This window comes from Sinomonas atrocyanea (assembly GCF_030812675.1).
In the GTDB taxonomy this organism is placed as follows: domain Bacteria; phylum Actinomycetota; class Actinomycetes; order Actinomycetales; family Micrococcaceae; genus Sinomonas; species Sinomonas atrocyanea_B.
Genome location: NZ_JAUSTE010000007.1, coordinates 68,123 through 91,059, shown reverse-complemented (window position 1 = coordinate 91,059; position 22,937 = coordinate 68,123). Strand labels below are relative to the sequence as shown.

Genomic DNA, 22,937 nt, shown 5'->3' with positions numbered 1-22,937 from the left:
CCTACGCGAGGCGGTGCTGCCGCGGTGGCGCCCGGAGCGGCGCAGCGGCCCGCGGGCGCCACTCGGCGCGCAGCAGGAGCCCCATGCCCACGAGCATGACCGCCGCGTAGTACGTCAGGAACCACGAGAAGAACACCCCGAGCCCCACGTGGAACGCGATCGCGGCCACGAGGCCGGCCCGGGCAGGGCGGCCGCCGGAAAGGATCAGGATCCCGGCCACGGCCTCGAACGCGATGAGCAGCCCGATCCAGAGGGCGTAGTCCCCGGGCACCACCGCCCGCCAGGCATCCGTCACCCAGGCGAACTTCGCGTCGTCGGCGAAGTCGGCGTAGGTGGCGCCCCCGATCAGGAACGAGGCGTTCACGGCTGCCCCGCCGAGCAGCATGGTCAGGCCCGTCCCCACGCGGCCCACCCGCCTGGCCCAGGGGAACCGGGCCGCGAGGACGCTGCCGAGGAATGCGGGGACGGCGAAGACGAAGAACACCACCATCTGGACCAGCGGATTCATGGCGATCACTCCCGGACGCTGCACGGACCTGGTCTCAAGGCTAGGCTGGCGCCGGCGCCCGGTTCAGAGCACCAAGTCCCGCCGCCGCGGCCGCGCCCCGAGCCGGGCCCTTCGCCCCCAGCAGGCCGCGGCCGCCGGCCCTAGCCTGAAGAGCATGACGGCGACCACCGGGCCCGGCACCCGTGCCTGGGCCTCCCGGACCTGGACTCCCCTGTACCGGGTTGCGGGGGCGGCGGCGCTCCTGTTCGTCCTCTTCGATGTGGCCGCGCTGGCGCTCTACGCCGTGGACGCGCCCCCGGCCTCGGGCGGCGAGGCGACGCTGCAGTTCATCGCGGGGCACAAGGCCTCCTATATCGCCCAGCAGCTCCTGTGGCTCGTCCCGTCCCTGTTCGGCCTCGTGGTGTTCACGGCGCTCCTGGTCGCCCTGCTGCCCACGAACGCGGCCCTCGCGCTGCTGGGGTTCGTGGTCGGGGCGGCCTCGTGGACGGCGCTGCTCGCGGTGCCCACCTCGAGCGTGGGCACCCTCTCGCTCGTCACGCTCAGCGATGCGTGGTCCGCCGCGGACGACGCCGCGCGGCCGGCTTTCGTCGCGGCCGCGGAGGCGCTCGTGGCAGAGAACAACACCGTCACCCTCGCGGGAGCGCTCACGCCGCTGGGCGTCCTGCTCATCAGCGTGCCCATGGTCCGCGGCCCGCTCCCGCACTGGATGGGCTGGCTCGGGATCGCCACCGGGGCCCTCGGCCTGGCGAGCGAGGTGCTCAGGTTCGCCGTCACCGCCCTCTACACGGTCTACGGGCCGCTCCTGTGGGTCTGGATCGCGGCCGTCGGCATCGCCCTCCTGGGGCTGGCGGGACACAGGGGCCGGAAAGCTGTAGAGTGATACAAACGCCAGCTGTCAGAAAAGCGGCTGGTCACCGCCCCTCAGATTGAGGGCGCCTCTCAGACTTCTTGCCGCAAGGCCTTCGACCGCCGGGCCGCGACCGCTCTTGGACGCCCGCACCGCGCACTGCCTCGCACATCATTCCCCCACCACCACAGCTGTCCGCGTCGACGTCGTCGGCCCGGCAACCGGCCCCTGCACAGGGGTCACATCCACACAGAAGGAAAGCAACATGGCCACTGGCACCGTGAAATGGTTCAACTCCGAAAAGGGCTTCGGCTTCATCGCGCCTGAGGACGGCACCCCCGACGTCTTCGCCCACTACAGCGCCATCAACTCGTCCGGCTACCGCTCCCTCGAAGAGGGTCAGCGCGTCGAGTTCGATTCCGAGCGCGGCCCCAAGGGCCCGCAGGCTGCGAACATCCGCGCCCTCTGACATGAGCGACGCCGCGGGCGGGCCGCCGCCGGCGCCCCGCCCGCGGGCATCGTTTCTACTCCAAGCACCCTCCCCAGACCTGAAAGTCGCCTGATAACCACAGTCTCCAGCCCCGCAGTCCCCTCGACTCGTCAGCCGCATGCAGGAACCTATACGTTCCCGCCGCTGACCAAGGCCTACCTCCACGTGGCGCAGATGGTGCGCGACGACGGCCTGCTGCGGCGCACACCGTGGTTCTACTCGCTCCTCGGCGGAGCACTGCTGGCCGTTCTGGGCGGTTTCCTCACCGGCTCCGTCCTCCTCGGCGAGAGCTGGTTCCAGCTCCTCATCGCCGCAGGGCTGGGCATCCTGTTCACCCAGGTCGCCTTCATGGCCCACGAGGCCGCCCACCGGCAGATCCTCTCCACCGGCCCCGCGAACGACAGGCTGGCCCGCGCCCTCGCCGCCGTCGTCGGGATGAGCTACTCGTGGTGGGACTCCAAGCACTCCCGGCACCACGCCAACCCGAACCGGGTGGGCCGCGACCCGGACATCGAGGTGGACACCATCTCGTTCATCGAGGAGGACGCGTCCCAGGCCCGTGGCCTGCGCAGGCTCATCACGCGGCACCAGGGCTGGCTGTTCTTCCCGCTGCTGACGCTCGAGGGCCTCAACCTGCACTTCCTGAGCTTCCGCCACCTCTTCTCCCGCGGACCGGTCCGCGGCCGATGGACCGAGCTCGGCCTCCTCACCCTCCGGTTCGGGCTCCTGCTGGTCCCGCTCTTCTGGCTCCTCCCCGTCGGCATGGCCTTCGCGTTCCTCGGCGTCCAGGTCGCCGTCTTCGGCCTCTACATGGGGGCCACGTTCGCCCCCAACCACAAGGGGATGCCGGTGATCGCCCGGGACGCGAGGCTCGACTTCTTCAGCAAGCAGGTCCGCACCTCCCGCAACATCGCCGGCGGCTGGTGGGCCACCTGGCTCATGGGCGGCCTGAACTACCAGGTCGAGCACCACCTCTTCCCCAGCATGCCCCGGCCCCACCTGGGCCGTGCCCGCAGGCTCGTGCGCGAACAATGCCGCGCCCTCGCGGTCCCCTACACGGAGACGACCCTGTGGCGCTCCTACGGGATCGTCATCGCCTACCTCAACCGGGTCGGGCTCGCCGCCCGCGACCCGTTCGAGTGCCCCATCACCGCCCAGTACCGGCGCGCGTGATGTCCCACCCTGCAGCGCGCAGACCGCATTCCAGCGCGGTGCCGACTGTGCAGGCTGCGACATCGCCGCCCGGAACCTGGGCCGGCCCCCGGGGGCACTCCGCACCATGAGAAGCAACTACATCCGCGGGGCCTCCGTCACCTGCTCGGCCTCCCAGGCCGAGATCCAGACGATGCTCGCCTCCGCCGGGGCCACCGGGATCCGGTTCGCCTCCGAGCGCGGAAAGACCAGGATCACCTTCCGCTCCGGCGGCCACCACTTCCTCCTCGCCCTCCCGGCCGCGACGTCCGACCTGCCCCACGCACAGGAGGCCGCCCGGCGCGGCTGGCGCCAGCTCTCCGCGCTCGTCCAGGCCAAGCTCGATGCCGTCGATGCGGGCATCACCACTTTCGACGAGGAGTTCCTCGCCTACATGGTCATGCCCGGCGGTGCCACCGTCTTCCAGGCGGTCGCCCCCGGGATCGCCGCCGCCTACGCGGCAGCAGCCCCGCCCCCCGCGGCCCCGCCCGGTGCGCTGCCCACCGGGCCCCCGTAGGCTGGGCCCATGGCCGGCCAGGACGCCCTCGAGGTGGAACGCAAGTACAGCGTCGACGCGGACACGCCTGTCCCCTCCCTCGCCGGGCTCCCCGGCGTCGAACGGATCGGCACGCCCCAGACGCGCCTGCTCGACGCCGTGTACTTCGACACCCAGGACTTCGCCCTCGCCCGGCACCGCATCACGCTGCGGCGCCGGACAGGCGGTCCGGACGCGGGCTGGCACCTCAAGCTCCCCGCGGACTCGGGCGCCCGGCAGGAGCTCCACGAGCCCCTCCGTCTGGACACCGCCACGGTGCCGGACAGGTTCCGCGGGCTGGTGGGCGCCCACACCCGCGGCGCCGGCCTCGTGCCGATCGCCCGCCTGTCCACCCGCCGCACCGCGACCGAGCTCTTCGACGCCGCCGGCGGGGTCCTCGCCGAGTTCAGCGACGACCACGTCGAGTCCCAGGTCCCGCCCGGCATCGGCCCGGGCCAGCGGTGGCGCGAATGGGAACTCGAGCTCGTCACGGGCAGCGAGGACCTGCTCGAGGCGGCCGACGAGCTGCTCGCCGCCGACGGGATCCACCCCGCCGCGCTCCCCTCCAAGCTCGTCCGCGCCCTCGGGCCCGCGCTCCAGCACCCGTCCGAGCAGCAGGCGGGGCCCGAGCGGAAGGGGGAAGCCGGCGTCGTGCTCGTGGCCTACGTGCGCCGGCACGCCGAGGCGCTCCTGGCCCACGACCCCGGCGTCCGGCTCGACGCGCCCGATGCCGTGCACCAGCTCCGCGTCAGCGCACGCCGCATGCGCTCGGCCCTCGCATCGTTCAGGAAATTCGTCGACGCGGACGCCGCGAACCGGCTCCGCGACGAGCTCCAGTGGCTCGCGGGCACCGTCGGGCAGGCGCGCGACGTCGAAGTCATGCGCGGGCGCCTGACCGCCCTCGCCGGCGACCAGCCGCACGCGCTGCTGCTCGGGCCGGTGGTGCGCCGGATCGAGGAGGAGTCGGACTTCCGCTACCGGCAGGCGCACGACGCCGGCCTGGTCGCCTTGGACAGCGAGCGCTACTTCCGCCTCCTGGACTCGCTCGACGCCTTCCTCGACGCGCCCCCGCTCGTGGACCGCGGCCGGAAGCCGGCACGGAAGGCGGTGGCGCGCCGTCTCGCGAAGGACGTCGGGCGGCTGCAGGACGCCGTCCGGGCGGCCGAGGAGCTCGAGGACGCCGACCCCCTCGATGTGGACGCCCTCGACGCGGCCCTCCACGAGGTGCGCAAGAGCGCCAAGCGGCTGCGCTACGCGGGCGAGGCTGCCGAACCGGTGCTCGGCAAGCGCGCCAAGAAGCTCGCGGCGTCCGCCGAGCGCCTCCAGGACACCCTCGGGGAGCTGCAGGACACCGTGGTGAGCAGGGCCCACCTGCTCGAGCTCGCGGCCGCCGCCCAGGCCGACGGGGAGAGCGCGTTCAGCTTCGGCCGGCTCCACGCCCTCGAGGAGCTGCGTGCCGCCGAGGCCCGCGCCGGATTCCGGCGCGAGTGGACCCGCTTCCTCGACGACCACGCCTGAGCCCCGCGAGGCAGCGCGGAGGCGAGGCCTGCGCGGCAGCCGCTACACGCCGTCGAACGTCACGACCTGGCGGATCACCGAGCCCGAGGCGAGCGCATCCATGCCCTCGTTGATCTCCTCGAGGCCGATCCGGCGCGACACCAGCCGCTCGAGCGGGAGGCGGCCCTCGCGCCAGAGCCGCTCGAATGCGGGCACATCGCGCTTGGGCACCGCCGAGCCGAGGTAGCTGCCCACCACGGTCTGGGCCTTCGCGGTCAGCTGCAGCGGCTCGATCTGAGCGGTCGCGCCGGGGGCGGGCAGCCCGACGGTCACGAGCGTCCCGCCGAGGCCGAGCAGCCGGTACGCGGTCTCGAACGCCCGCGGATGGCCCACCGCCTCGAGGACCACGTCAGCCTGCACGCCCCGCTCGAGGGCCTGGGCCGGGGTGAGCGCCTCCGCTGCGCCCCACGCGCGGGCGGTCTCGAGCTTGGACTCCTGCGCGTCCACCGCCACGACCGGGCACCCCGTGGCGAGGGCCGTGAGCAGCCCGGCCATGCCCACGCCCCCGAGGCCCACCACGGCGACCGTGGTCTCGGGAGTGATCCTGCCCGCGTTCAGCAGCGCCCCGCCTCCCGTGAGCACCGCGCAGCCGAGCAGGGCCGCGACGTGGGGCGGGACGTCGTCGCCGACGGGGACCACGGACCGCTCGTCCACCACGGCGTGGGTCGCGAAGCCGGAGACCCCTAAGTGGTGCTGGACGGTCTCCCCGGAGCGGCGCAGCCGCCGGGTGCCGGTGAGGAGCGTCCCGGCCGTGTTCGCCGCGCTCCCCCGCTCGCACGGCAGCCGGCCGTCCGTGGCGCACGCGGAGCATTCGCCGCAGCGGGGCAGGAAGGTCATCACGACGCGCTGTCCGGGGCGCACGGACTCCACGCCCTCGCCGACCTCCTCGACGATGCCGGCGGCCTCGTGCCCCAGGAGCATGGGCAGGGGGCGGGGGCGGGAGCCGTTGACCACCGAGAGGTCGGAGTGGCACAGCCCCGCCGCCTCGATGCGGACCATCAGCTCGCCGGGCCCGGGGCCCTCCAGCTCGAGCTCGTCCACCGTGATGGGGCGGGAGTCCGCGTAGGGCGGCTCGGCGCCCAGGGTGTTCAGGACGGCGCCGCGGATGGTGCGGGAGGCGGGCATGCGGACTCCTTCGGGGTCGGGTGCGCTGGTGGCAGTCAAGCAGGCAGAGCGCGCCCCGCCAAGCACCTCGGTGCCCAGCGGGGCGCGCCCGGCCGCGGCACTCAGCTGGCGCCGCGCCCGAGGGCGTCGATCACCTCTCGGGCCACCGAGGCGCTCGACTGGGGGTTCTGGCCCGAGATGAGGTTCCCGTCCACCACGACGTGGTCGCTCCAGGCGGGCGCCGTCTCGACCTCGAGGCCCGCGTCGCGCAGCGCGGACTCGACCCACCAGGGCGTCTTCTCGCCGGTGCCGCCGGTACGCTCCTCCTCGTCCGTGAAGGCCGTCACCCTGCGCCCGGCGAACACGTTGGTGCCGTCCTCGGCCTTGGCGGCCAGGAGCGCGGCGGGACCGTGGCAGAACGGCGCGATGACCGTGCCCGCCGCGTTCGCCGCCGCGAGCACGCGGCCGGTCTGGGCGTCGAACGCGAGGTCGGTCATGGGGCCGTGGCCGCCCGGGAGCACCACCGCGTCGAACTCGGAGACGTCCACCGAGGAGATGGGCACGGCGGCCTCGAGCTCCCCGGAGATCTCGCGCAGGTAGGCGGCGAGCTCGTCGGCCTTCTCCTGGGAGCCGACCTGCTCGGCGTCGAGGCTGACCGCATCCGGGGTGGGGGTCACGCCGTCCGGCGTCGCGATGACGACGGAGTGCCCGGCGCGGGTCAGTTCACGGTGGGCCGTGGCGAGCTCCTCGGCCCAGAAGCCGGTGGGATGCGAGGTGCCGTCGGCGAGGCGGAGCTCCGTGGCGCCGGTGACGATCATCAGGATCCTGCTCATACTTCCTCCATGTGCCGATTGCTGGGATGCGGGTGGGTATTACCCAGACGGCGGCCGGGTGACCCACCGGCTCCTGCCGCACCGCTGACCCAGAGAGGGACGTTCCCATGGCCCACCGTCTGACCACCTCCTTCGGACGCCTCTTCGCCGCCGGCTTCGGCGCTGTGAAGGCGCTCCGGCCGGACCGCCCGATCCACCCGCAGGGCGTGCTGATGAACGGGACGCTCGAGATCACCGGGGGCGCCGCGGGCATCCCGTTCCTCGACACCCCCTCCTCGCGGACGGTGGCGGCCCGGCTCTCCCGCTCGCTCGGCCTGCCGTCCGGCTGGCCGGACATCCTCGGGCTCGCGCTGCGCTTCCCCACGGACGACGGCGCCGCGGACCTCCTGCTCGCCTCGACCGGATGGCGGGTGCCCGGCCGCTTCTGCCTGACGGCGCACCGCACGGCCGGGGCCGCCCGGCTGACCTCGCTCATGCCGTACCGCGGTTCGCGCGGGCCGGTGCTCCTCGGGGCGCGGACGCTCGGCCCCGACCCGGGGGCGCCGGGCCGCCTCCGGGACAGCGCGACGTGGACCCTGGCACTGTCCTGGGCCACGCCGCTGGGCCGCTGGCACCGCTTCGGCGCCCTGCACCTGACGCCCGCGCTCGGGGACGATGGTGCCGTGCGGGACAGCGCGCTGCGCTTCGACCCGCTGCTCAACCCGCTGCCCACGGCCGGGACCTACGGCTGGACCCGCCGGCTGCGGGAGTACTCGTACCGCCGGGCGCGGTCCTGAGGCCGGCTTGGCCCCGACCGCCGGACTGGGCCGCCGGCGGCTTCCGGCGGGCGCGCGCTACTCCCTGAACGCCTCCACGACGGAGGCCATGTCCTCGCCCCCGTGCCCCGCGGCGATGCCAGCCTCGAAGCGGTCCCGCAGCGCGTCCATGAGCACCGGGCTGACTCCGGCGGCGCGCAGGGCGTCGGCGATGAGGCCGGCGTCCTTCGCGGCACCGTCGAGCGGGAACGCGGGCGGGAACTCGCCGGCGAGCATGGCCTTGCCCTTCAGCTGCGCGTACGGGCTGTCCGTCCCGCCGCCGGCGATCGAGTCGAGGAACAGCTGCGGGTCGATGCCGAGGCCGCGGGCGAGGCCGACCGCCTGCGCCGTGCCGCCCACGATCGTGAGCACCCACGAGTTCATCACGAGCTTGAGCCGCTGCCCGTCGCCGGGCTCGTCGCCGACCCACACCGTCTTCGCGCCGACAGCCTCGAACACGGGGGCGACGGCGTCGCGCAGCTCGGGTGCGCATCCCGCCATCACCGTGAGGGTCCCCTCCTCGGCCGGCTGCCGGGTGCCGACCACCGGCGCGTCCACGAAGGCGACGCGCGCGGACCGGGCCTGCTCGGCGAGCCTCTGGGCGCCGTCCACACCGATCGTGGCGCTCTGCACCCACACGGCCGCGTCCTTCATGGCGGGCAGCGCATCGGCCATGACGTCCCTCACGGCGGCCTCGTCGAAGAGCATGGTCACCACGATGTCCGCGTCCGCCACCGCTTCCCTGGCGCTCCCGGCGACCCGCGAGACGCTGTCCGCGAGCGCCGCCGCCTTGTCGTGGCTGCGGTTCCAGACGACGACGTCGAAGCCCGCCTTCGCGAGGTTCTTCGCCATCCCCGCGCCCATGATGCCGGTCCCGAGCACTGCTGCCGTGGTTGCCATGTAATCCTCCTGAATCGCCTCGTCCAACGCTGGTTCTCGTACCCGGGAACCGCCGCGGTCACCCATTGTCCGCGGACGGCACCGCTGCGACCATGGGCGCGTGGTGTACTGCAACGAGCTGGCGGACCGCATCCGCGCTGTCCTGGCCGGCATCGACGGCGCCCGCGGCGCGACGGAGCAGCAGATGTTCGGCGGGCTCGCCTTCCTGATCGGCGGGAACATGGCCGTGAGCGCGTCGGCGCAGGGCGGACTGCTCCTGCGCGCCGACCCGGCCTCGAGCGGCGCCCTGTGCGCCGAGCCGGGGGCCGAGCGCGCGGTGATGCGCGGCCGGTCCCTGGACGGCTGGCTGCGCGTGGACGACGCCGCGGTCGCCTCGGACGAGGACCTCGCCCGCTGGGTCCGGATCGGCGTCGAGTATGCCGCGTCCCTGCCGCCGAAGTAGCCGGGCGGGGGCCCGGCGGGGTGAGCGGAGCCGAAACCCTCAGCCCGCGAGCGTGAGGAGGGCGGCGCCGTCGTCGGTCCTGGCGAGCGCCACGCCGGTGAGGTCCGCGGCCCAGTAGGTCGGCGAGTACGACGCCGCGCGCTCGCCGATGCCGAGCACCCTCGCCCCGGCGGCGAGCCCCGCCATGATCCCGGCCTCGGAGTCCTCGAGGACGAGGCATTCCCCCGGGAGCGCACCGAGCTGCGAGGCTGCGAGGAGGAAGCCCTCCGGGTCGGGCTTGCTCGCGGCGACCAGCTCCGCGGTGACGGCGAGGTCGGGGAAGGGCAGCCCGGCGGCCGCCATGCGGCGGCGCGCGAGGTCGTCGTCCGCCGAGGTGACGAGGGTGTGGGGGATGCCCGCGAGCGCCGCGAGGAGGTCCGCGGCGCCCGGGACCGGCACCACCCCGGCCACGTCCTCGCGGGACGCGTCGAGCATGCGGGCCTCGTCGGCGAGGTTCTCGGCGTGCGGCCGGTCGGGCAGCAGCAGGGACATGGTGAGCCAGCCCTGCCGGCCGTGGATGAGCGGCTCCACGGTGGCCCAGGCGAGGCCGTGCTCGGCGGCCCACTCGGCCCAGAGGCGCTCCACCACGGCGTCGGAGTTCACCAGGGTGCCGTCCATGTCCAGCAGGACGGCGCGGGCGGCGATGGTCTCAAAGGTCATGCGTTCTCCTCCTGGGTCTCCACCGTACATGGCATAATCCCCGTAGTGGTCCTATCTGGATCGAACCAGCAGCGAGGAGGCCTCAGTGCCAGCGACTCCGTCTGACGCGCGGACCACGGGCAGCGCGATCAACAACTCGAGCGTGCCCAAGCACGAGCAGCTCCGCTCGATCATCCTCAGGCTGGCCAAGGAGGAGCTCGAACCGGGCGACCGCCTGCCCAGCGAGCGGGCCCTCATGGATGCCTACGGGGTCTCCCGCATCACCGTCCGCGCCGCGATCGGCCGGCTCGTCACGGAGGGGCACCTGGTCCGGGCGCCCGGCAAGGGCACGTTCGTGGCCGACTCCGCGATCCAGTCCACGCTCCACCTCGCCTCCTTCACGCAGGAGATGGAGGGTCGCGGGCTCACCGCCAGCACGGTGGTGCTCACGGCCGAGCATGCGGCGGCGCCCGAGGACACCGCCGAGGCGCTCGGCCTCTCCCCCGGGACCGAGGCGATCCACCTCCGCCGCCTGCGCCTGGCCGACGGCCGTCCGGTGAGCGTCGACGACGCGTGGTACCACCCGGTGCACGCAGCCGGCCTGCTGGGGATCGACCTGACGGGCTCGGTCTACAGGGCGCTCGCCTCCGAGTTCGGCCACCAGATCGACCGCGCCCGCCAGACCGTCCGCGCCGAGGGCGCCCCCTCGGACATCGGCGTGCTCCTGGGCACCGGGGCGGGGGCCCCGATCCTGTTCTTCGACCGCGTCTCCTACTCCGGCGAGCTGCCGATCGAGCACGCCCGCTCGTGGTACCGCTCCGACCGGTACGCCCTCAGCATGGAGGTGCGGCTGTAGGGCCCGGGGCCTGGCTCAGCCGGCGCCGTTGACGGAGAACAGCTCGGCCCCTGCGGCCACCTCGCCGGAGGCCAGCACGGTCGCGGTGTCCGGCTTCGTGTCGAGCACGACGACGGGGCTCACCATCGAGTACCCGGCGGCCACGGCGGCGGCCGGGTCCACGCGCATCACCGGCGCGCCGGCGTCGACCGTGTCGCCCTTCGCGGCGAGCAGCTCGAACCCCTCGCCCTTGAGCTTCACGGTGTCGATCCCCACGTGGGTCAGGACGCCGCGCCCCGCGCCGTCGACCACGATGAACGCGTGCGGCAGGAGCTTGACGATCGTGCCGGCCACCGGCGAGACGACCTCGAACGGCGCGCCCGCAGGGGGCTCGACCGCCGCACCGGAGCCGACCATCTGCGCCGCGAACACCGGGTCCGGGACCTCGGCGAGCGGCAGGGAGCGGCCCGCGAGCGGGGCCCGGACCACGAGCGCCGGGGGCATCAGAGGAGGTCCTCGATGTCCTCGGCGAGCGTGTCCGCCTCGGGGCCCACGATCACCTGGACCGCGCTGCCGGCGGCGAGCACCCCGTGGGCGCCGGCCGCCTTGAGCGCGGCCTCGTTCACGAGCGAGGCGTCCTTGACCTCGGTGCGCAGGCGCGTGATGCAGGCCTCCACTTCCACGATGTTGGCGGCGCCGCCCAGGCCCGCGACGATCTTCTCTGCCTTCGACATGGCATGTCCTCTCTGACTGTGCTGCTGGTGCAACTGTGCTGCTGGTGCAACTGTGCTGCTGGTCTGACCCTGTTGCCGGGACCAGCCGGTCCCGTGTGGGACCAGTGTGGGCGGAACCGCCGACGGGGTCACCCCCTTGACACCCCGTGGTGGGCCGTCTCACACTGAACTGGTCATAACCAGACAGTACCGGCAGAGACCGGCCCGCCACAAGACCCCTCGACCCGAACCCGCAAAGGTGCATCCCATGTCGACTGACACCTCGGCCCAGGCGCCGGAAAAGAAGCCCAACGTGGTCTTCGCGACCCTGCAGCGGCTCGGCCGCACGCTCATGCTGCCCATCGCGGTCCTGCCCGCCGCGGGCATCCTCCTGCGGCTCGGCCAGGCCGACCTCCTCGGCGCGATCCCCGGCTTCGGCCAGGGCGCGTCCGTCATCTCGGCCGCCGGCAACGCCGTGTTCCAGTGGCTCCCGCTCATCTTCGCCGTCGGCATCGCGATCGGCTGGGCGAAGAAGTCCGACGGCTCCACGGCGCTCGCCGCCGTGGTGGGCTACATGGTGATCGACGGCGTGTTCAAGGCCATGTCCCCGATCGTCCTCGCCGGACAGGTGGACCCGACCGGCAAGCCGGCCGTCATCAACTACGGCGTCCTGGCGGGCATCATCGTCGGCCTCTTCTCGGCGAGCCTCTGGCAGAGGTTCTACCGGACCAAGCTGCCCGACTTCCTCGGCTTCTTCTCCGGACGCCGCCTCGTGCCCATCCTGACCTCCGTGACCAGCCTCGTGGCCGGCGTCGTGCTCTCCCTGCTCTACCCGATCTTCAACTCGGCCCTGGGCTGGGTGGGCCAGGCCGTGGCCTCGAACTCCGTGGTGGGCGGCGGCGTGTACGGGTTCGCCAACCGCATGCTCATCCCCGCCGGTCTGCACCACATCCTCAACTCCGTGGTCTGGTTCCTCATCGGCGACTACACCGACGCCTCCGGCCACCTCGTCCGCGGCGACCTCAACCGCTTCTTCGCCGGCGACCCCTCCGCGGGCGTGTTCATGACCGGCTTCTTCCCGATCATGATGTTCGGCCTGCCCGCCGCCGCGCTGGCCATCTGGCGGCATGCGAAGCCGTCGCAGAAGAAGATCGTGGGCGGCATCATGCTCTCCACCGCCCTCACCGCGTTCCTCACGGGCATCACCGAGCCTCTCGAGTACTCGTTCATGTTCGTCGCGTTCCCCCTCTACATCGTCCATGCCTTCCTCACCGGGACCTCGCTGGCCCTCGTCAATGCCCTCGGCATCCACGACGGCTTCACCTTCTCGGCCGGCCTGATCGACTACATCCTGAACTTCGGCAAGGCCCAGAACGCGTGGCTGCTCATCCCGATCGGCATCGGCTACGGCCTCGTGTACTACTTCCTCTTCTCGTTCGTCATCAAGCGCTGGAACCTGCGCACGCCGGGGCGCGAGGACGACGAGGTCACGGTCGACACCGAGGCGGCCAAGTAGGCATGGAGATCATCGTCCTTCCCGACCCCGACGCGGTGGCGCGCACGGCCGCGGACATCATCGAGGAGCGGGTGCGCCGCGGCCCGTCCGTCCTGGGCCTCGCGACCGGATCCACCCCGCTGGGCACCTACCGCGAGCTCATCGAACGGCACCGGCACGGCCTGAGCTTCGCCGACGCCCAGGCATTCCTGCTCGACGAGTACGTGGGCCTGCCCGCTGAGCACCCCGAGTCGTACCGTTCCGTGATCCGGCGCGAGTTCGCCGGCCACGTGGACTTCGCCGCGGACGCCGTGCACGGGCTCGACGGCGAGGCCGCCGACCCGGCCGCCGAAGCCCGCCGCTACGAGGCCTCGATCGCCGCCGCGGGCGGGGTGGACGTCCAGCTGCTCGGCATCGGCACCGACGGGCACGTCGGGTTCAACGAGCCCATGAGCTCCCTCGCCTCGCGCACCCGAATCAAGACCCTCACCGAGCAGACGCGGCGGGACAACGCGCGCTTCTTCGCCAGCCCGGATGAGGTCCCGGAGCACGTCCTCACGCAGGGCCTCGGCACGATCCTCGAGGCGCGGCACCTCCTGCTCCTGGGCCTCGGGGAGGCAAAGGCAGAGGCCGTCGCGGCCGCGGTCGAGGGACCCGTGGCCGCCCTCTGCCCCGCCTCGGCGCTCCAGCTGCACCCGCACGTGACGGTGCTCGTCGACGCGGCGGCGGCATCCCGGCTCGCGCACACCGAGTACTACCAGTACACGTTCGGCCGGAAGCCGGCGTGGCAGGGCTTCTGAGCACCCCGGCCCTCGAGTTCGCCGTGGAGTCCGCCGCGGGCGCCCGGGTGGCGGCCGCCGCGGGCGCCGCGCGCGTGGAGCTGTGCGCGGCGCTCGCGGCCACGGACGGGATCACGCCGAGCCAGGCCGCGATCGAGGCCGCGTGCGCGGTGGGGGTCCCCGTGCACGTCCTCGTCCGCCCCCGCGCCGGCGGCTTCGCCTACTCGGGCGAGGAGCTGCGGACCATCGAGCGGGACTGCGTGCTCGCCGTCCGGGCCGGCGCCGCGGGGGTGGTTGTGGGGATGCTGGCGTCCGACGGCGGCCCGGACGCCGAGGCGTTCCGGCGAGTGGCCGGCGTCGTGCGCGGGGCGGACCCGCGCGCGGAGGTGACCTTCCACCGCGCGTTCGACGCCGCGCTGGCCGCGGGCGCGGACCGCGCCGGGGCCCTCGCCCGGCTCGCGGCGGCCGGGGCAGACCGGGTGCTGACCAGCGCCGGCGCCCCGGACTGCGGCCAGGGCGCCGCAGGGCTGCGCGATCTCGTCGCGCTGGCGCGGGAGCACGCGCCGGGCCTGCAGATCATGGCCGGCGGCGGCGTGACCGCGGGCCTCGTGCCCGCGCTGGTCGACGCCGGGGTGCACGCGGTGCACGCCTCCGCCCGCGGCGCGGACGGTGTGATCGACCCGGGAGCCGCGGCGGGCATCGCGCACGCGGTCGCTAGCGGGCGGACGCCTCCCACGCGTCCACGTCTGCCAGGAGCTCACGCCGGCGAGCCTCGGGCGCGAAGCTGCCGGTGACCGAGTTGCGGGCCAGCCGGGCGAGCTCCGCGCTGCCCAGCCCGAACTGCTCCGCCACGGCCGCGAGGTTCTCCCCCGCGTAGCCGCCGAAGTAGGCGGGGTCGTCCGAGTTGACGGTCACGTGCAGGCCCGCGGCGAGCATGGCCGGCAGCGGGTGGTCCGCGAGCGTGTCCACGGCGCGGAGGCGCACGTTGGAGAACGGGCACACGGTCAGCGGCACGCGCTCCTCGGCGAGGTGGCGGACCAGCTCGGGGTCCTCGAGGGACCGGATGCCGTGGTCGATCCGCTCGGCGCCGAGCTCCCGCAGCGCCTCCCAGACATAGTCCGCCCCGCCCTCCTCCCCCGCGTGCGCCACCGCGTGCAGGCCGAGCCCGCGGGCCTCGGCGAAGATGTGGGCGAAGGGGCCGACCCGGTGGCCCACCTCGGCGGAGTCCAGGCCCACCCCGAGCAGCTCCTCCGGGCGCCGGCTCGCCTCGGCCCAGACCGCCTCGGCCTCGGCGACGGGGGCGTCGCGGAGGAAGCAGAGGATGAGGCCGCCGGTCACGCCCTGGCGCGCGGCGTCGTCGAGCGCGTCCCGCAGCCCCGCGACGACGTCCGCGTAGGCCACGCCGCGGGCGGTGTGCGCCTGGGCGTCGAAGAACAGCTCGGCGTGCCGCACGCCCTCCGCCGCGGCCCGGCGGAGGTAGGCGGCGGCGAGGTCGCGGAAGTCCTCCCGGGTGCGCAGCACGTCCATGCACGCGTAGTACAGGTCGAGGAAGGACTGCAGGTCGGCGAACCGGTACGCGGACCGCAGCTCTTCGACGGAGCCGAACGGGAGGCGCACGCCGTTGCGGTCGGCCAGCTCGAAGGCGAGCTCGGGCTCGAGCGTGCCCTCGATGTGCAGGTGGAGCTCGGCCTTGGGGAGGGTCAGGGCGGGGGACGTCATGCGCACTACCTTCGCATACGCCGGGGCCGGAAACCCTTGCGGTTTCTTTGCGCTGCTGAACATTCACAAGATTGTGAAACGGGCGCACACTGCAGGCATGGACACCGTCATTGCCACCTCCGGGCTCCACAAGCACTTCGGCCGGGTGCACGCCCTCGACGGCCTCGACCTTGAGGTCGCGCGCGGAGAGATCCACGGCTTCCTGGGCCCCAACGGCGCTGGGAAGTCCACTACCCTGCGCATCCTCCTCGGGCTCGCACGGGCCACCTCGGGCACGGCCACGGTCCTCGGCGGCGATCCGTGGACCGACGCCGTCGAGCTCCACCGCCGCATCGCGAGCATCCCCGGCGACGTGAGCATCTGGCCCAACCTCTCCGGCGGCGAGGCGATCGACCTCATCTCCCGGCTCCGCGGCGGCACGGCGGACCGTGCGAAGTACCGGGCGCGCAAGAAGGAGCTGTGCGAGACCTTCGATTTCGACCCCACCAAGAAGGGCCGCGCCTACTCGAAGGGCAACCGCCAGAAGGTCGCCCTCATCGCGGCCCTCGCGACCGACGCCGAGCTGTACCTCTTTGACGAGCCCACGAGCGGCCTCGACCCGCTCATGGAGGCCGTCTTCACCCGGGAGGTCCGCACCCTCGCCCAGAATGGGGCCACCGTGCTCCTCTCGAGCCACATCCTCTCCGAGGTCGAGCGGCTCGCCGACCGGGTGAGCATCATCCGCTCCGGGAAGATCGTCGACGGCGGCACCCTCGACTCGCTGCGCCACCTCACCCGCACGGAGATCTCCTTTGCGGCGGACCACATCGATACCGCGGCGCTCGGGCTCCGGCCCGAGGTCCACGACCTCACCGTGGCGGAGGGCCGGGTCAAGTTCGGCGCTGACTCCGACCGGGTCGCCGAGGTCCTCCCGCTGCTCGGCAGCCTGGGCGTCCAGGGCCTGCTCGTCGCGCCGGCCTCGCTCGAGGAGCTCTTCCTGCGGCATTATGGCGACACCGTCGCCCGGTCGGAGAGCGGGGAGCACGACGACGTCCACCGCCGCCGGCGCCGCGCCGCCGAGAAGGCCCCGGCCAGCACCAGCACGGGGGCCTGAGGTGAGTACTTTCCTGATGCTCTACCGACAGCGGCTGCGCCGTGACCGCTGGCAGCTCGTGGGGTGGATCCTCGGCATCGCCCTCATGGCCCTGTTCTCCGTCGCCGCGGTCGCCAAGACCTACGGCGACTATGCCACCCAGGCCGAGATCCTCAAGGTCGCCCTCGCGACGCCCGCGATCCTAGTCTTCCGCGGCCTGGCGCGCGGGCCCGGCCTCGGCTCCTTCACGTTCTTCGAGATCTTCACGTTCCTCTCGCTGCTTGCGGGCTGGATGAGCACCTTCATGGCCGTGCGCCATTCCAGGGCCGAGGAGGAGGCCGGCCGCGCCGAGATGATCTCGTCGACGCCCGCCGGCCGGATGCTCCCCCTCGCCGCCACCGTGCTGCACGGTGTGGTTGCCAATGTCCTGGCCTCAGCCGTCGTTGCCCTCGCCTTCATCGCGGAGAACCTCGACCCGGGCGGGTCCGTGCTCGCCGGCGCCGCCACCGGCGCCGTGGGGATCTCGTTCCTCGGGATCGGGCTGCTCGCGGGCGAGTTCATGAGCACCTCACGCGGCGCGAACGCGGTCTCGGCCTCCCTCGTGCTCGTCGCCTACCTCCTCCGCGGCTTCGGCGACGCCGCCGGCACCCCGGGCGCCGACGGGATGTCGATGACGGCGGCGTGGCCGAGCTGGATCTCGCCGATCGGATGGGGCCAGCAGACCTTCGCCTACACGGGGGACCGCTGGTGGCCCCTGCTCCTCCCCCTGGGCCTCGGTGCCCTGTGCCTCGCAGTGACCGCCCTGATCATGGACCGCCGAGACGTCGGTGCCGCGCTCGTGGCAGGGCGCACGGGACGCGCGGACGCCCGGCTGACGCTGAACGGCTCGTTCGCCCTCGCGGCGCGGCTCCAGATGGGCTCCATCGTCGGCTGGTGCGTCGGCGGCCTGGCCACAGGCCTGCTCACGGGAGGCCTCGGCACGGCGGTCGATGCGGTGACCCAGACCAACCCCGAGGCCACCAAGGCCCTCCGCAGGATGGTCGAGGCCCAGGGCGTCTCGACGTCACAGCTCCTTGTCTCGGTCTTCTTCCTGCTCGCAGGCGTCCTCGCCGCTGCCTGCGCGCTCCAGGCCGTGATCCGGGCGCGCCAGGAGGAAGCGGCCGGCACCGCTCCGTGGCTCGTGTCCCAGCCGCTCGGCCGGATCCGGTGGTTCGCGGACTACCTCGCCCTCGGTGCGCTCACGATCGTCGCCGTCATGCTCCTCACCGCGGCCGGCGCATGGGTCTCGCTCGTTGCCTCCGGAGACACCTCGGCGGCGGTGGGCGATGTCTGGATCTCGGCGATCGACCAGATCCCGGCCGCGCTCATCTTCCTGGCGGTCCCGGCGCTCGTCTTCGTCGTGTGGCCGCAGGCGACCATCCCCGTCGGGTGGACCGTCCTGGGAGTCGCCGTGCTGCTGGGGGTCTTCGGCGGGCTGATCGGCGTAGACCAGTCGATGACCGACGTCTCGCCGTTCTCGCATACACCGGTTCCAGGCCCGGGCGGCCGTGACTGGACGGGCGGGTTCTGGATGCTCGGCATCTCCGTGGTGGCCGCGGCCGCGGCCCTGGCCCTCATGCGGCGGCGCGAGGTCGGGGCGACGTGAGCTCGGGCCCTGAGCAGCCGCGCCTCCCCGACGCGGCCGAGGCCTCCGCAGCGGTCATGGCCGCCGCGGGCTTCCCCAGGATGCCCGCCCGGGCCCTCCTGGCCCTCGTGGCCTCCGACGAGGGCGCACTGACCGCGGCCGAGCTCGCCGACGCCCTCGGCGCGAGCGCGGCCGCGGTCTCCGGCGCCGTCCGCTACCTGCAGACGGTCGGGTTCGTCCACCGGGTCTCGCAGCCGGGCAGCCGCCGCGACCGCTACGCCCTCCCCGACGACCCCTGGTACGTCGCCACGCTGCGCCAGAACCCCGTCTACGAGCGGCTCGCGGGCCTCGCGGGCACCCTGGCGGACGAGCTCCCCGACGGCCCGGCGCGGGCCCGGGCGCGGGAGACCGCGGACTTCTACCGCTTCCTGACACGCCGGATGCCGGGGCTCCTGGACGAGTGGGAGGCCGAACGCCGGGGCTAGGGTCCGGGGCGCCGCGGGCCCCGGAAGTGGGCGGAAGGGCCGGGCCGTGGCAAGGTGGGACGTGGTCTTGAGCCCACCGGCAAGAAGGAGCAGCGCATGTCACGCATCGCCATCATCGGAGGCCACGGCAAGGTGGCCCTCCTCCTCGCACCCCTGCTCGTCCGGCGCGGAGACGAGGTCACCTCGATCGTCCGCAACGCCGAGCACGTGGCCGAGGTCGAGGCGACGGGCGCCACGGCGGTCGTCGCGGACGTCGAGTCGCTGGACGAGAAGGGCCTGGCCGAGGTCCTCGCCGGCCACAACGCGGTGGTGTGGTCCGCCGGCGCCGGCGGCGGCAGCCCAGAGCGCACGCGCGCCGTGGACCGCGACGCCGCGATCCGCTCCATGCGCGCCGCCTCGGCCGCGGATGTGCCGCGCTACATCATGGTCTCCTACCTCGGCGCCCGGCCCGACCACGGCGTCCCGGAGTCGAACCCGTTCTTCCACTACGCCGAGGCCAAGGCCGCGGCGGACGAGCACCTGCGCGGGACCTCGCTGGACTGGACGATCCTCGGCCCCTCGACGCTCACCTCCGATCCCGCCACCGGCAGGATCGACCTCGCGGACTCCTCCGACTCGCGCAACGTGAGCCGCGCGGACGTCGCCGCGGTCGCGGCAGCCGCCCTGCGCGAGCCGCGCACGGTGCGCCAGTTCGTCGGCTTCAACCAGGGCCAGACCCCGATCGCGGACGCCCTCGCCTCGCTCTGACCCGCGGGCGGGGCCGCCTCGCGCGGCCCGTGCGCGGCGCCGGGTACGGTGGCCACATCAGGTCATCCTTGAGGAGGGGCACATCATGACTGGACCGATCGTGGTCGGCGTGGACGGGAGCGAGACTGCCGAGCGCGCTGCCGCGCAGGCCAAGCAGCTCGCTCTCGCGCTGGGGGCGCGGCTGCACATCGTCTCCGCGTTCGACACCGACCGCACCGAGGTCCTCGGCAGCGGCAGCGACACGTGGATCGTCTCGGACGCCGACACGACCGTCGCGATCGCCAAGGAGACGGCCCGCGCGCTCGAGGCGCCGGGCCTGACCGTCACCTACGCCGCCGCGCGCGGCAAGCCGGCCGAGGCGATCGTGGCCGAGGCGGAGCGGATCGACGCGCAGATGATCGTGGTCGGCAACCGCGGGATGCAGGGGCTCGGGCGGCTGCTGGGCAGCGTCGCCAACAAAGTGGCGCACTCCGCCCCGTGCGACGTCTACATCGTCAAGACCGTCGGCGCCTAGCAGCCCGGCCCGCACGACGGCGGCCGGCCGGCACGCGCGGCCCTGCCGCCCGCCGCCGGGGGAAAGTCTGTGATAGTCGTTGAGGCATGCAGACGTGGGAGAACGACTATGAGCGCGTGGTGGCCTCGCAGCCGGTGACCGAGTCCGACCGCAACTCCGAGGTCCTGCGGATCCCGGGCAGCGCACTGACCGCGTTCCCGACCGTGCCCTCGGTCGTCACGGTCTCGGTCGACGGCACCGAGCGCTCCGTCCTGTGGAGCCCACGCAGCGACGAGCGGCGCTCGGGGACGCTCGCCGTGGGCATCGACGTCATGAGCGCCCTCCCCGTGCGCGAACCGGTGCGCATCGGCGTGCGCGGGGATGTGTACGTCCTCTCACCGGAGTCGGCAGCCGCCTGAGCCATAAAGATCCCGTAAAACACCGGGTCTGCGGACCTGTAGACGGGGTACGTTTTCGGCTGTCGCACTAGCGGCGCAAGCAGGAAGGTACCCCGGTGACCACGTTGAGCCGCCCACCCGCCGAACCCCGATTCGGGCGGGAGACCCGGGCCCACTCGTTCCGCGCCTGGCTGCTGCACGACCTGCAGCAGCCACAGGCCGTCCACCAAGGACCGCACGCGATACCGCAGGGCCATGAGAAGAAGCACCGGTGGTGGCAGGTCATGTGCCTCACCGGCGTGGACTACTTCTCGTCCCTCGGCTACGCCCCCGCCATCGCGGTGGTGGCGGCGGGGGTGCTGTCCCCGCTGGCCACCGTGGTGCTCGTGATCGTCACCCTCTTCGGCGCGCTCCCGGTCTACCGGCGGGTCTCGGTCGAGAGCCACAGCGGCTCCGGGTCGATCGCGATGCTCGAGCGGCTCCTCCCCCGCTGGGGCGGGAAGTTCTTCGTGCTCGCGCTGCTGGGCTTCGCGGCGACCGACTTCATGATCACCATGACGCTCTCCGCCGCTGACGCCTCCGCGCACCTCATCGCGAACCCGCTCATGCCCGGGTGGCTCCAGGACCAGAACCTGGTGGTCACCCTCGTGCTGCTCGCGCTGCTCGCGGCCGTATTCCTCCGCGGGTTCAAGGAGGCGATCGGCGTCGCCGTCGTCCTCGTCGGGGCCTACCTCATCCTCAACGCCGTCCTCGTGGTCGTCACGTTCGGCCAGGCCCTGGCCCATCCGCTCCTCGTCGGCGACTGGTGGCACGCGCTCACCACCTCGCACGGCAGCCCCGTCCTCATGGTCGCCGTGGCCCTCCTCGTCTTCCCCAAGCTGGCGCTGGGCATGTCCGGGTTCGAGACCGGCGTGGCCGTCATGCCCCAGATCCGCGGGGACGCGAGCGACACCGAGGAGAATCCCGCCGGGCGCATCCGCGGGACCAAGCGGCTCCTGACCACGGCGGCACTGATCATGAGCACGTTCCTCATCACGAGCAGCTTCACGTCCGTGGTGCTGATCCCGCAGAAGGAGTTCGAGCCCGGCGGCGCGGCGGACGGGCGCGCCCTGGCGCTCCTCGCCCACGAGTACATGGGTGTGGGCTTCGGCAGCGTCTACGACATCAGCACGATCGCCATCCTCTGGTTTGCGGGGGCCTCGGCCATGGCAGGCCTGCTCAACCTCGTGCCCCGCTACCTGCCGCGCTACGGCATGGCACCCCAGTGGACGCGCGCCACGCGGCCCCTCGTCCTGGTGTTCACGTTCGTCGCATTCTTGGTCACGCTCATCTTCCGGGCGAGCGTCGAGGCCCAGGGCGGCGCCTACGCCACCGGGGTCCTCGTCCTGATGACCTCCGCGGCCATCGCCGTCACCCTCTCCGCGCGGCACCGCGGGCAGCGCAAGCTGACGGTCGGCTTCGGGATCATCGCCGCGGTGTTCGTCTACACCACCGCGGCGAACATGATCGAGCGGCCCGAGGGCATCCAGATCGCTGCGATCTTCATCGCCGCGATCATCGTGATCTCCTTCATCTCGAGGGCACGCCGCTCCTTCGAGCTGCACGCGACCCGCATCCACTTCGACGAGAAGGCCATCGAGTTCATCGCCTCGGCGGAATCCGGGCCCATCCAGATCATCGCCCACGAGCCGCTCAGGCTCACGAGCCAGGCGTACCGCGACAAGCTCGCCTCCGCGAGCGAGGTCAGCCACCTCCCGCTCGACGAGAACGTCATCTTCCTCGAGGTGATCGTGGACGACTCCTCCGACTTCGAGACCGAGCTCGACGTCCACGGCATCATGCGCCACGGCTACCGGGTACTCGAAGTCCACGGGCCCGTCATCCCCAACACCATCGCCTCGGTGCTGCTCCACATCCGCGACGTCACCGGACTCATGCCGCACATCTACTTCCGCTGGACCGAGGGCAACCCCGTGCGCAACCTGCTCCGCTTCATGTTCTTCGGCGAGGGCGAGATCGCACCCGTGACCCGCGAGGTGCTCCGCCAGGCCGTCCCGGACGTCACCCAGCGGCCCTGGGTCCACGTGGGCTGAGCGCGCGGGCCCTTGCCCGGGCGCGCCGCTGGAGCCGAGAGTGGACGCATGGGCCGGCTCCTGTACATGAACCTCGCGTCCCTCGACGGCTACATCGCCGACCGCAGCGGCAGCTTCGACTGGGCCGCGCCGGACGAGGACGTCCATGCCGCGGTGAACGAGATCCTCCGGCCCGTCGGCACCTACCTGTACGGCCGGCGGGTCTGCGAGGTGATGCGCGCCTGGGCGGACCCGGTCATCGATGCCGGGCCGGCCGGCGTCGTCCGCGACTTCGCCCAGATCTGGCGCGCCGCGGAGAAGGTGGTCTACTCACGCACGCTGCCGGAGGTCACGACGGCGCGCACCCGGCTCGAGCGCAGCTTCGACCCCGCCGCGGTGCGCGCCCTCAAGGAGCACACCGACCTCGAGGTCGGCGGCGCGGGGCTGGCGGCGGAGGCCTTCGGGGCGCGGCTCGTGGACGACGTCCGGCTGTTCATCGCCCCGGTCGCGGTGGGCGGCGGGACACCCGCGCTGCCCGAGGCGAGGCTGGACCTCGAGCTCGTCAACGAGCGCCGGATCGGCCGCTTCGTGTACGTGCACTACACCGTCCGCGCCTAGCCGGGAGG

27 protein-coding genes are annotated in these 22,937 nt (G+C 73.0%); 19 read left to right on the top strand and 8 right to left on the bottom strand.

Annotation, left to right across the window (positions count from 1 at the left end; translation table 11 throughout):
* Window position 1: 1 nt before the first annotated feature.
* Window positions 2-517 carry a hypothetical protein gene (locus J2W20_RS11390; RefSeq protein WP_373458005.1) on the bottom strand — a complete coding sequence of 172 codons (516 nt, stop codon included), beginning with the start codon at window positions 515-517 and terminating at the stop codon, window positions 2-4.
* A gap of 145 nt (window positions 518-662) precedes the next feature.
* Here J2W20_RS11390 and J2W20_RS11385 point away from each other — a divergent pair, with 145 nt between their 5' ends.
* From J2W20_RS11385 to J2W20_RS11365, 5 genes are all read left to right on the top strand, one after another.
* Window positions 663-1,388, top strand: coding sequence for a DUF4386 family protein (locus J2W20_RS11385; RefSeq protein WP_307006720.1), 726 nt, complete (start codon window positions 663-665; stop codon window positions 1,386-1,388).
* Window positions 1,389-1,620: 232 nt separating this feature from the next.
* Window positions 1,621-1,824 (top strand): cold-shock protein, encoded by a 204-nt coding sequence (locus J2W20_RS11380; protein WP_066496547.1) that lies wholly within the window; start codon window positions 1,621-1,623, stop codon window positions 1,822-1,824.
* 90 nt (window positions 1,825-1,914) lie between these two features.
* Window positions 1,915-3,018 carry a fatty acid desaturase family protein gene (locus tag J2W20_RS11375; RefSeq protein ID WP_373458006.1) on the top strand — a complete coding sequence of 368 codons (1,104 nt, stop codon included), beginning with the start codon at window positions 1,915-1,917 and terminating at the stop codon, window positions 3,016-3,018.
* A gap of 106 nt (window positions 3,019-3,124) precedes the next feature.
* Window positions 3,125-3,553, top strand: a complete 429-nt coding sequence (locus J2W20_RS11370; RefSeq protein WP_307006719.1) for a hypothetical protein — start codon at window positions 3,125-3,127, stop codon at window positions 3,551-3,553.
* Window positions 3,554-3,562: 9 nt separating this feature from the next.
* A complete protein-coding gene (locus tag J2W20_RS11365; RefSeq protein WP_307006718.1) occupies window positions 3,563-5,089 on the top strand; it encodes a CYTH and CHAD domain-containing protein in 1,527 nt (508 codons plus the stop codon).
* A 42-nt stretch (window positions 5,090-5,131) separates the two neighbouring features.
* Here the strand turns inward: J2W20_RS11365 and J2W20_RS11360 are convergent, their stop codons facing one another.
* Window positions 5,132-6,253: an alcohol dehydrogenase catalytic domain-containing protein gene (locus J2W20_RS11360; RefSeq protein WP_307006717.1), complete on the bottom strand. Its 1,122-nt coding sequence runs from the start codon at window positions 6,251-6,253 to the stop codon at window positions 5,132-5,134.
* Window positions 6,254-6,354: 101 nt separating this feature from the next.
* A complete protein-coding gene (locus J2W20_RS11355; RefSeq protein WP_307006716.1) occupies window positions 6,355-7,065 on the bottom strand; it encodes a type 1 glutamine amidotransferase domain-containing protein in 711 nt (236 codons plus the stop codon).
* 107 nt (window positions 7,066-7,172) lie between these two features.
* Between J2W20_RS11355 and J2W20_RS11350 the strand changes: the two genes are divergently transcribed.
* Window positions 7,173-7,841 carry a hypothetical protein gene (locus J2W20_RS11350; protein WP_307006714.1) on the top strand — a complete coding sequence of 223 codons (669 nt, stop codon included), beginning with the start codon at window positions 7,173-7,175 and terminating at the stop codon, window positions 7,839-7,841.
* Between the two features lie 57 nt (window positions 7,842-7,898).
* Here the strand turns inward: J2W20_RS11350 and J2W20_RS11345 are convergent, their stop codons facing one another.
* A complete protein-coding gene (locus J2W20_RS11345; RefSeq protein ID WP_307006713.1) occupies window positions 7,899-8,825 on the bottom strand; it encodes an NAD(P)-dependent oxidoreductase in 927 nt (308 codons plus the stop codon).
* A gap of 34 nt (window positions 8,826-8,859) precedes the next feature.
* Here J2W20_RS11345 and J2W20_RS11340 point away from each other — a divergent pair, with 34 nt between their 5' ends.
* Window positions 8,860-9,201, top strand: a complete 342-nt coding sequence (locus J2W20_RS11340) for a TfoX/Sxy family protein (RefSeq protein ID WP_307006712.1) — start codon at window positions 8,860-8,862, stop codon at window positions 9,199-9,201.
* 39 nt (window positions 9,202-9,240) lie between these two features.
* On the opposite strand, the gene J2W20_RS11335 is transcribed toward J2W20_RS11340, so the two are convergent.
* A complete protein-coding gene (locus J2W20_RS11335) occupies window positions 9,241-9,900 on the bottom strand; it encodes an HAD-IA family hydrolase (protein WP_307006711.1) in 660 nt (219 codons plus the stop codon).
* An 85-nt stretch (window positions 9,901-9,985) separates the two neighbouring features.
* On the opposite strand from J2W20_RS11335, the gene J2W20_RS11330 reads away from it, so the two are divergent.
* A complete protein-coding gene (locus J2W20_RS11330; RefSeq protein ID WP_307006710.1) occupies window positions 9,986-10,735 on the top strand; it encodes a GntR family transcriptional regulator in 750 nt (249 codons plus the stop codon).
* Window positions 10,736-10,750: 15 nt separating this feature from the next.
* On the opposite strand, the gene J2W20_RS11325 is transcribed toward J2W20_RS11330, so the two are convergent.
* Entirely contained in the window at window positions 10,751-11,218 is a 468-nt protein-coding gene (locus J2W20_RS11325) for a PTS sugar transporter subunit IIA (protein ID WP_307006709.1), read from the bottom strand.
* Window positions 11,218-11,481, bottom strand: a complete 264-nt coding sequence (locus J2W20_RS11320; RefSeq protein WP_307006707.1) for a PTS glucose/sucrose transporter subunit IIB — start codon at window positions 11,479-11,481, stop codon at window positions 11,218-11,220. The genes J2W20_RS11325 and J2W20_RS11320 overlap by 1 nt, the downstream gene beginning before the upstream one ends.
* Before the next feature lie 214 nt (window positions 11,482-11,695).
* Here J2W20_RS11320 and J2W20_RS11315 point away from each other — a divergent pair, with 214 nt between their 5' ends.
* From J2W20_RS11315 to J2W20_RS11305, 3 genes are read left to right on the top strand one after another with little or no spacing between them, the layout of a single operon-like run.
* A complete protein-coding gene (locus J2W20_RS11315; protein WP_307006705.1) occupies window positions 11,696-12,943 on the top strand; it encodes a PTS transporter subunit EIIC in 1,248 nt (415 codons plus the stop codon).
* Between the two features lie 2 nt (window positions 12,944-12,945).
* Window positions 12,946-13,722 carry a glucosamine-6-phosphate deaminase gene (gene nagB, locus J2W20_RS11310; protein WP_307006703.1) on the top strand — a complete coding sequence of 259 codons (777 nt, stop codon included), beginning with the start codon at window positions 12,946-12,948 and terminating at the stop codon, window positions 13,720-13,722.
* The gene (locus J2W20_RS11305; RefSeq protein ID WP_307006701.1) at window positions 13,707-14,495 is read left to right on the top strand and encodes a copper homeostasis protein CutC; all 789 of its coding nucleotides are present in this window, start codon (window positions 13,707-13,709) and stop codon (window positions 14,493-14,495) included. The genes nagB and J2W20_RS11305 overlap by 16 nt, the downstream gene beginning before the upstream one ends.
* On the opposite strand, the gene J2W20_RS11300 is transcribed toward J2W20_RS11305, so the two are convergent.
* Entirely contained in the window at window positions 14,416-15,420 is a 1,005-nt protein-coding gene (locus J2W20_RS11300; protein ID WP_307006700.1) for an adenosine deaminase, read from the bottom strand. The genes J2W20_RS11305 and J2W20_RS11300 overlap by 80 nt on opposite strands.
* Before the next feature lie 97 nt (window positions 15,421-15,517).
* On the opposite strand from J2W20_RS11300, the gene J2W20_RS11295 reads away from it, so the two are divergent.
* From J2W20_RS11295 to J2W20_RS11260, 8 genes are all read left to right on the top strand, one after another.
* On the top strand, window positions 15,518-16,513 hold the full coding sequence (locus J2W20_RS11295) for an ABC transporter ATP-binding protein (protein WP_307006699.1): 996 nt from the start codon (window positions 15,518-15,520) through the stop codon (window positions 16,511-16,513).
* Between the two features lie 16 nt (window positions 16,514-16,529).
* Window positions 16,530-18,137: an ABC transporter permease gene (locus tag J2W20_RS11290; protein ID WP_307006698.1), complete on the top strand. Its 1,608-nt coding sequence runs from the start codon at window positions 16,530-16,532 to the stop codon at window positions 18,135-18,137.
* Complete coding sequence (locus J2W20_RS11285; RefSeq protein WP_307006697.1) at window positions 18,134-18,601, top strand: GbsR/MarR family transcriptional regulator; 468 nt, start codon at window positions 18,134-18,136, stop codon at window positions 18,599-18,601. The genes J2W20_RS11290 and J2W20_RS11285 overlap by 4 nt, the downstream gene beginning before the upstream one ends.
* Before the next feature lie 96 nt (window positions 18,602-18,697).
* The gene (locus tag J2W20_RS11280; RefSeq protein ID WP_307006696.1) at window positions 18,698-19,348 is read left to right on the top strand and encodes an NAD(P)H-binding protein; all 651 of its coding nucleotides are present in this window, start codon (window positions 18,698-18,700) and stop codon (window positions 19,346-19,348) included.
* 85 nt (window positions 19,349-19,433) lie between these two features.
* On the top strand, window positions 19,434-19,862 hold the full coding sequence (locus J2W20_RS11275) for a universal stress protein (RefSeq protein ID WP_307006695.1): 429 nt from the start codon (window positions 19,434-19,436) through the stop codon (window positions 19,860-19,862).
* An 86-nt stretch (window positions 19,863-19,948) separates the two neighbouring features.
* The gene (locus J2W20_RS11270) at window positions 19,949-20,260 is read left to right on the top strand and encodes a hypothetical protein (protein WP_307006694.1); all 312 of its coding nucleotides are present in this window, start codon (window positions 19,949-19,951) and stop codon (window positions 20,258-20,260) included.
* 95 nt (window positions 20,261-20,355) lie between these two features.
* On the top strand, window positions 20,356-22,332 hold the full coding sequence (locus J2W20_RS11265; protein ID WP_307006693.1) for an amino acid transporter: 1,977 nt from the start codon (window positions 20,356-20,358) through the stop codon (window positions 22,330-22,332).
* A 48-nt stretch (window positions 22,333-22,380) separates the two neighbouring features.
* Window positions 22,381-22,929, top strand: coding sequence for a dihydrofolate reductase family protein (locus J2W20_RS11260; protein ID WP_307006692.1), 549 nt, complete (start codon window positions 22,381-22,383; stop codon window positions 22,927-22,929).
* Window positions 22,930-22,937: the final 8 nt, after the last annotated feature.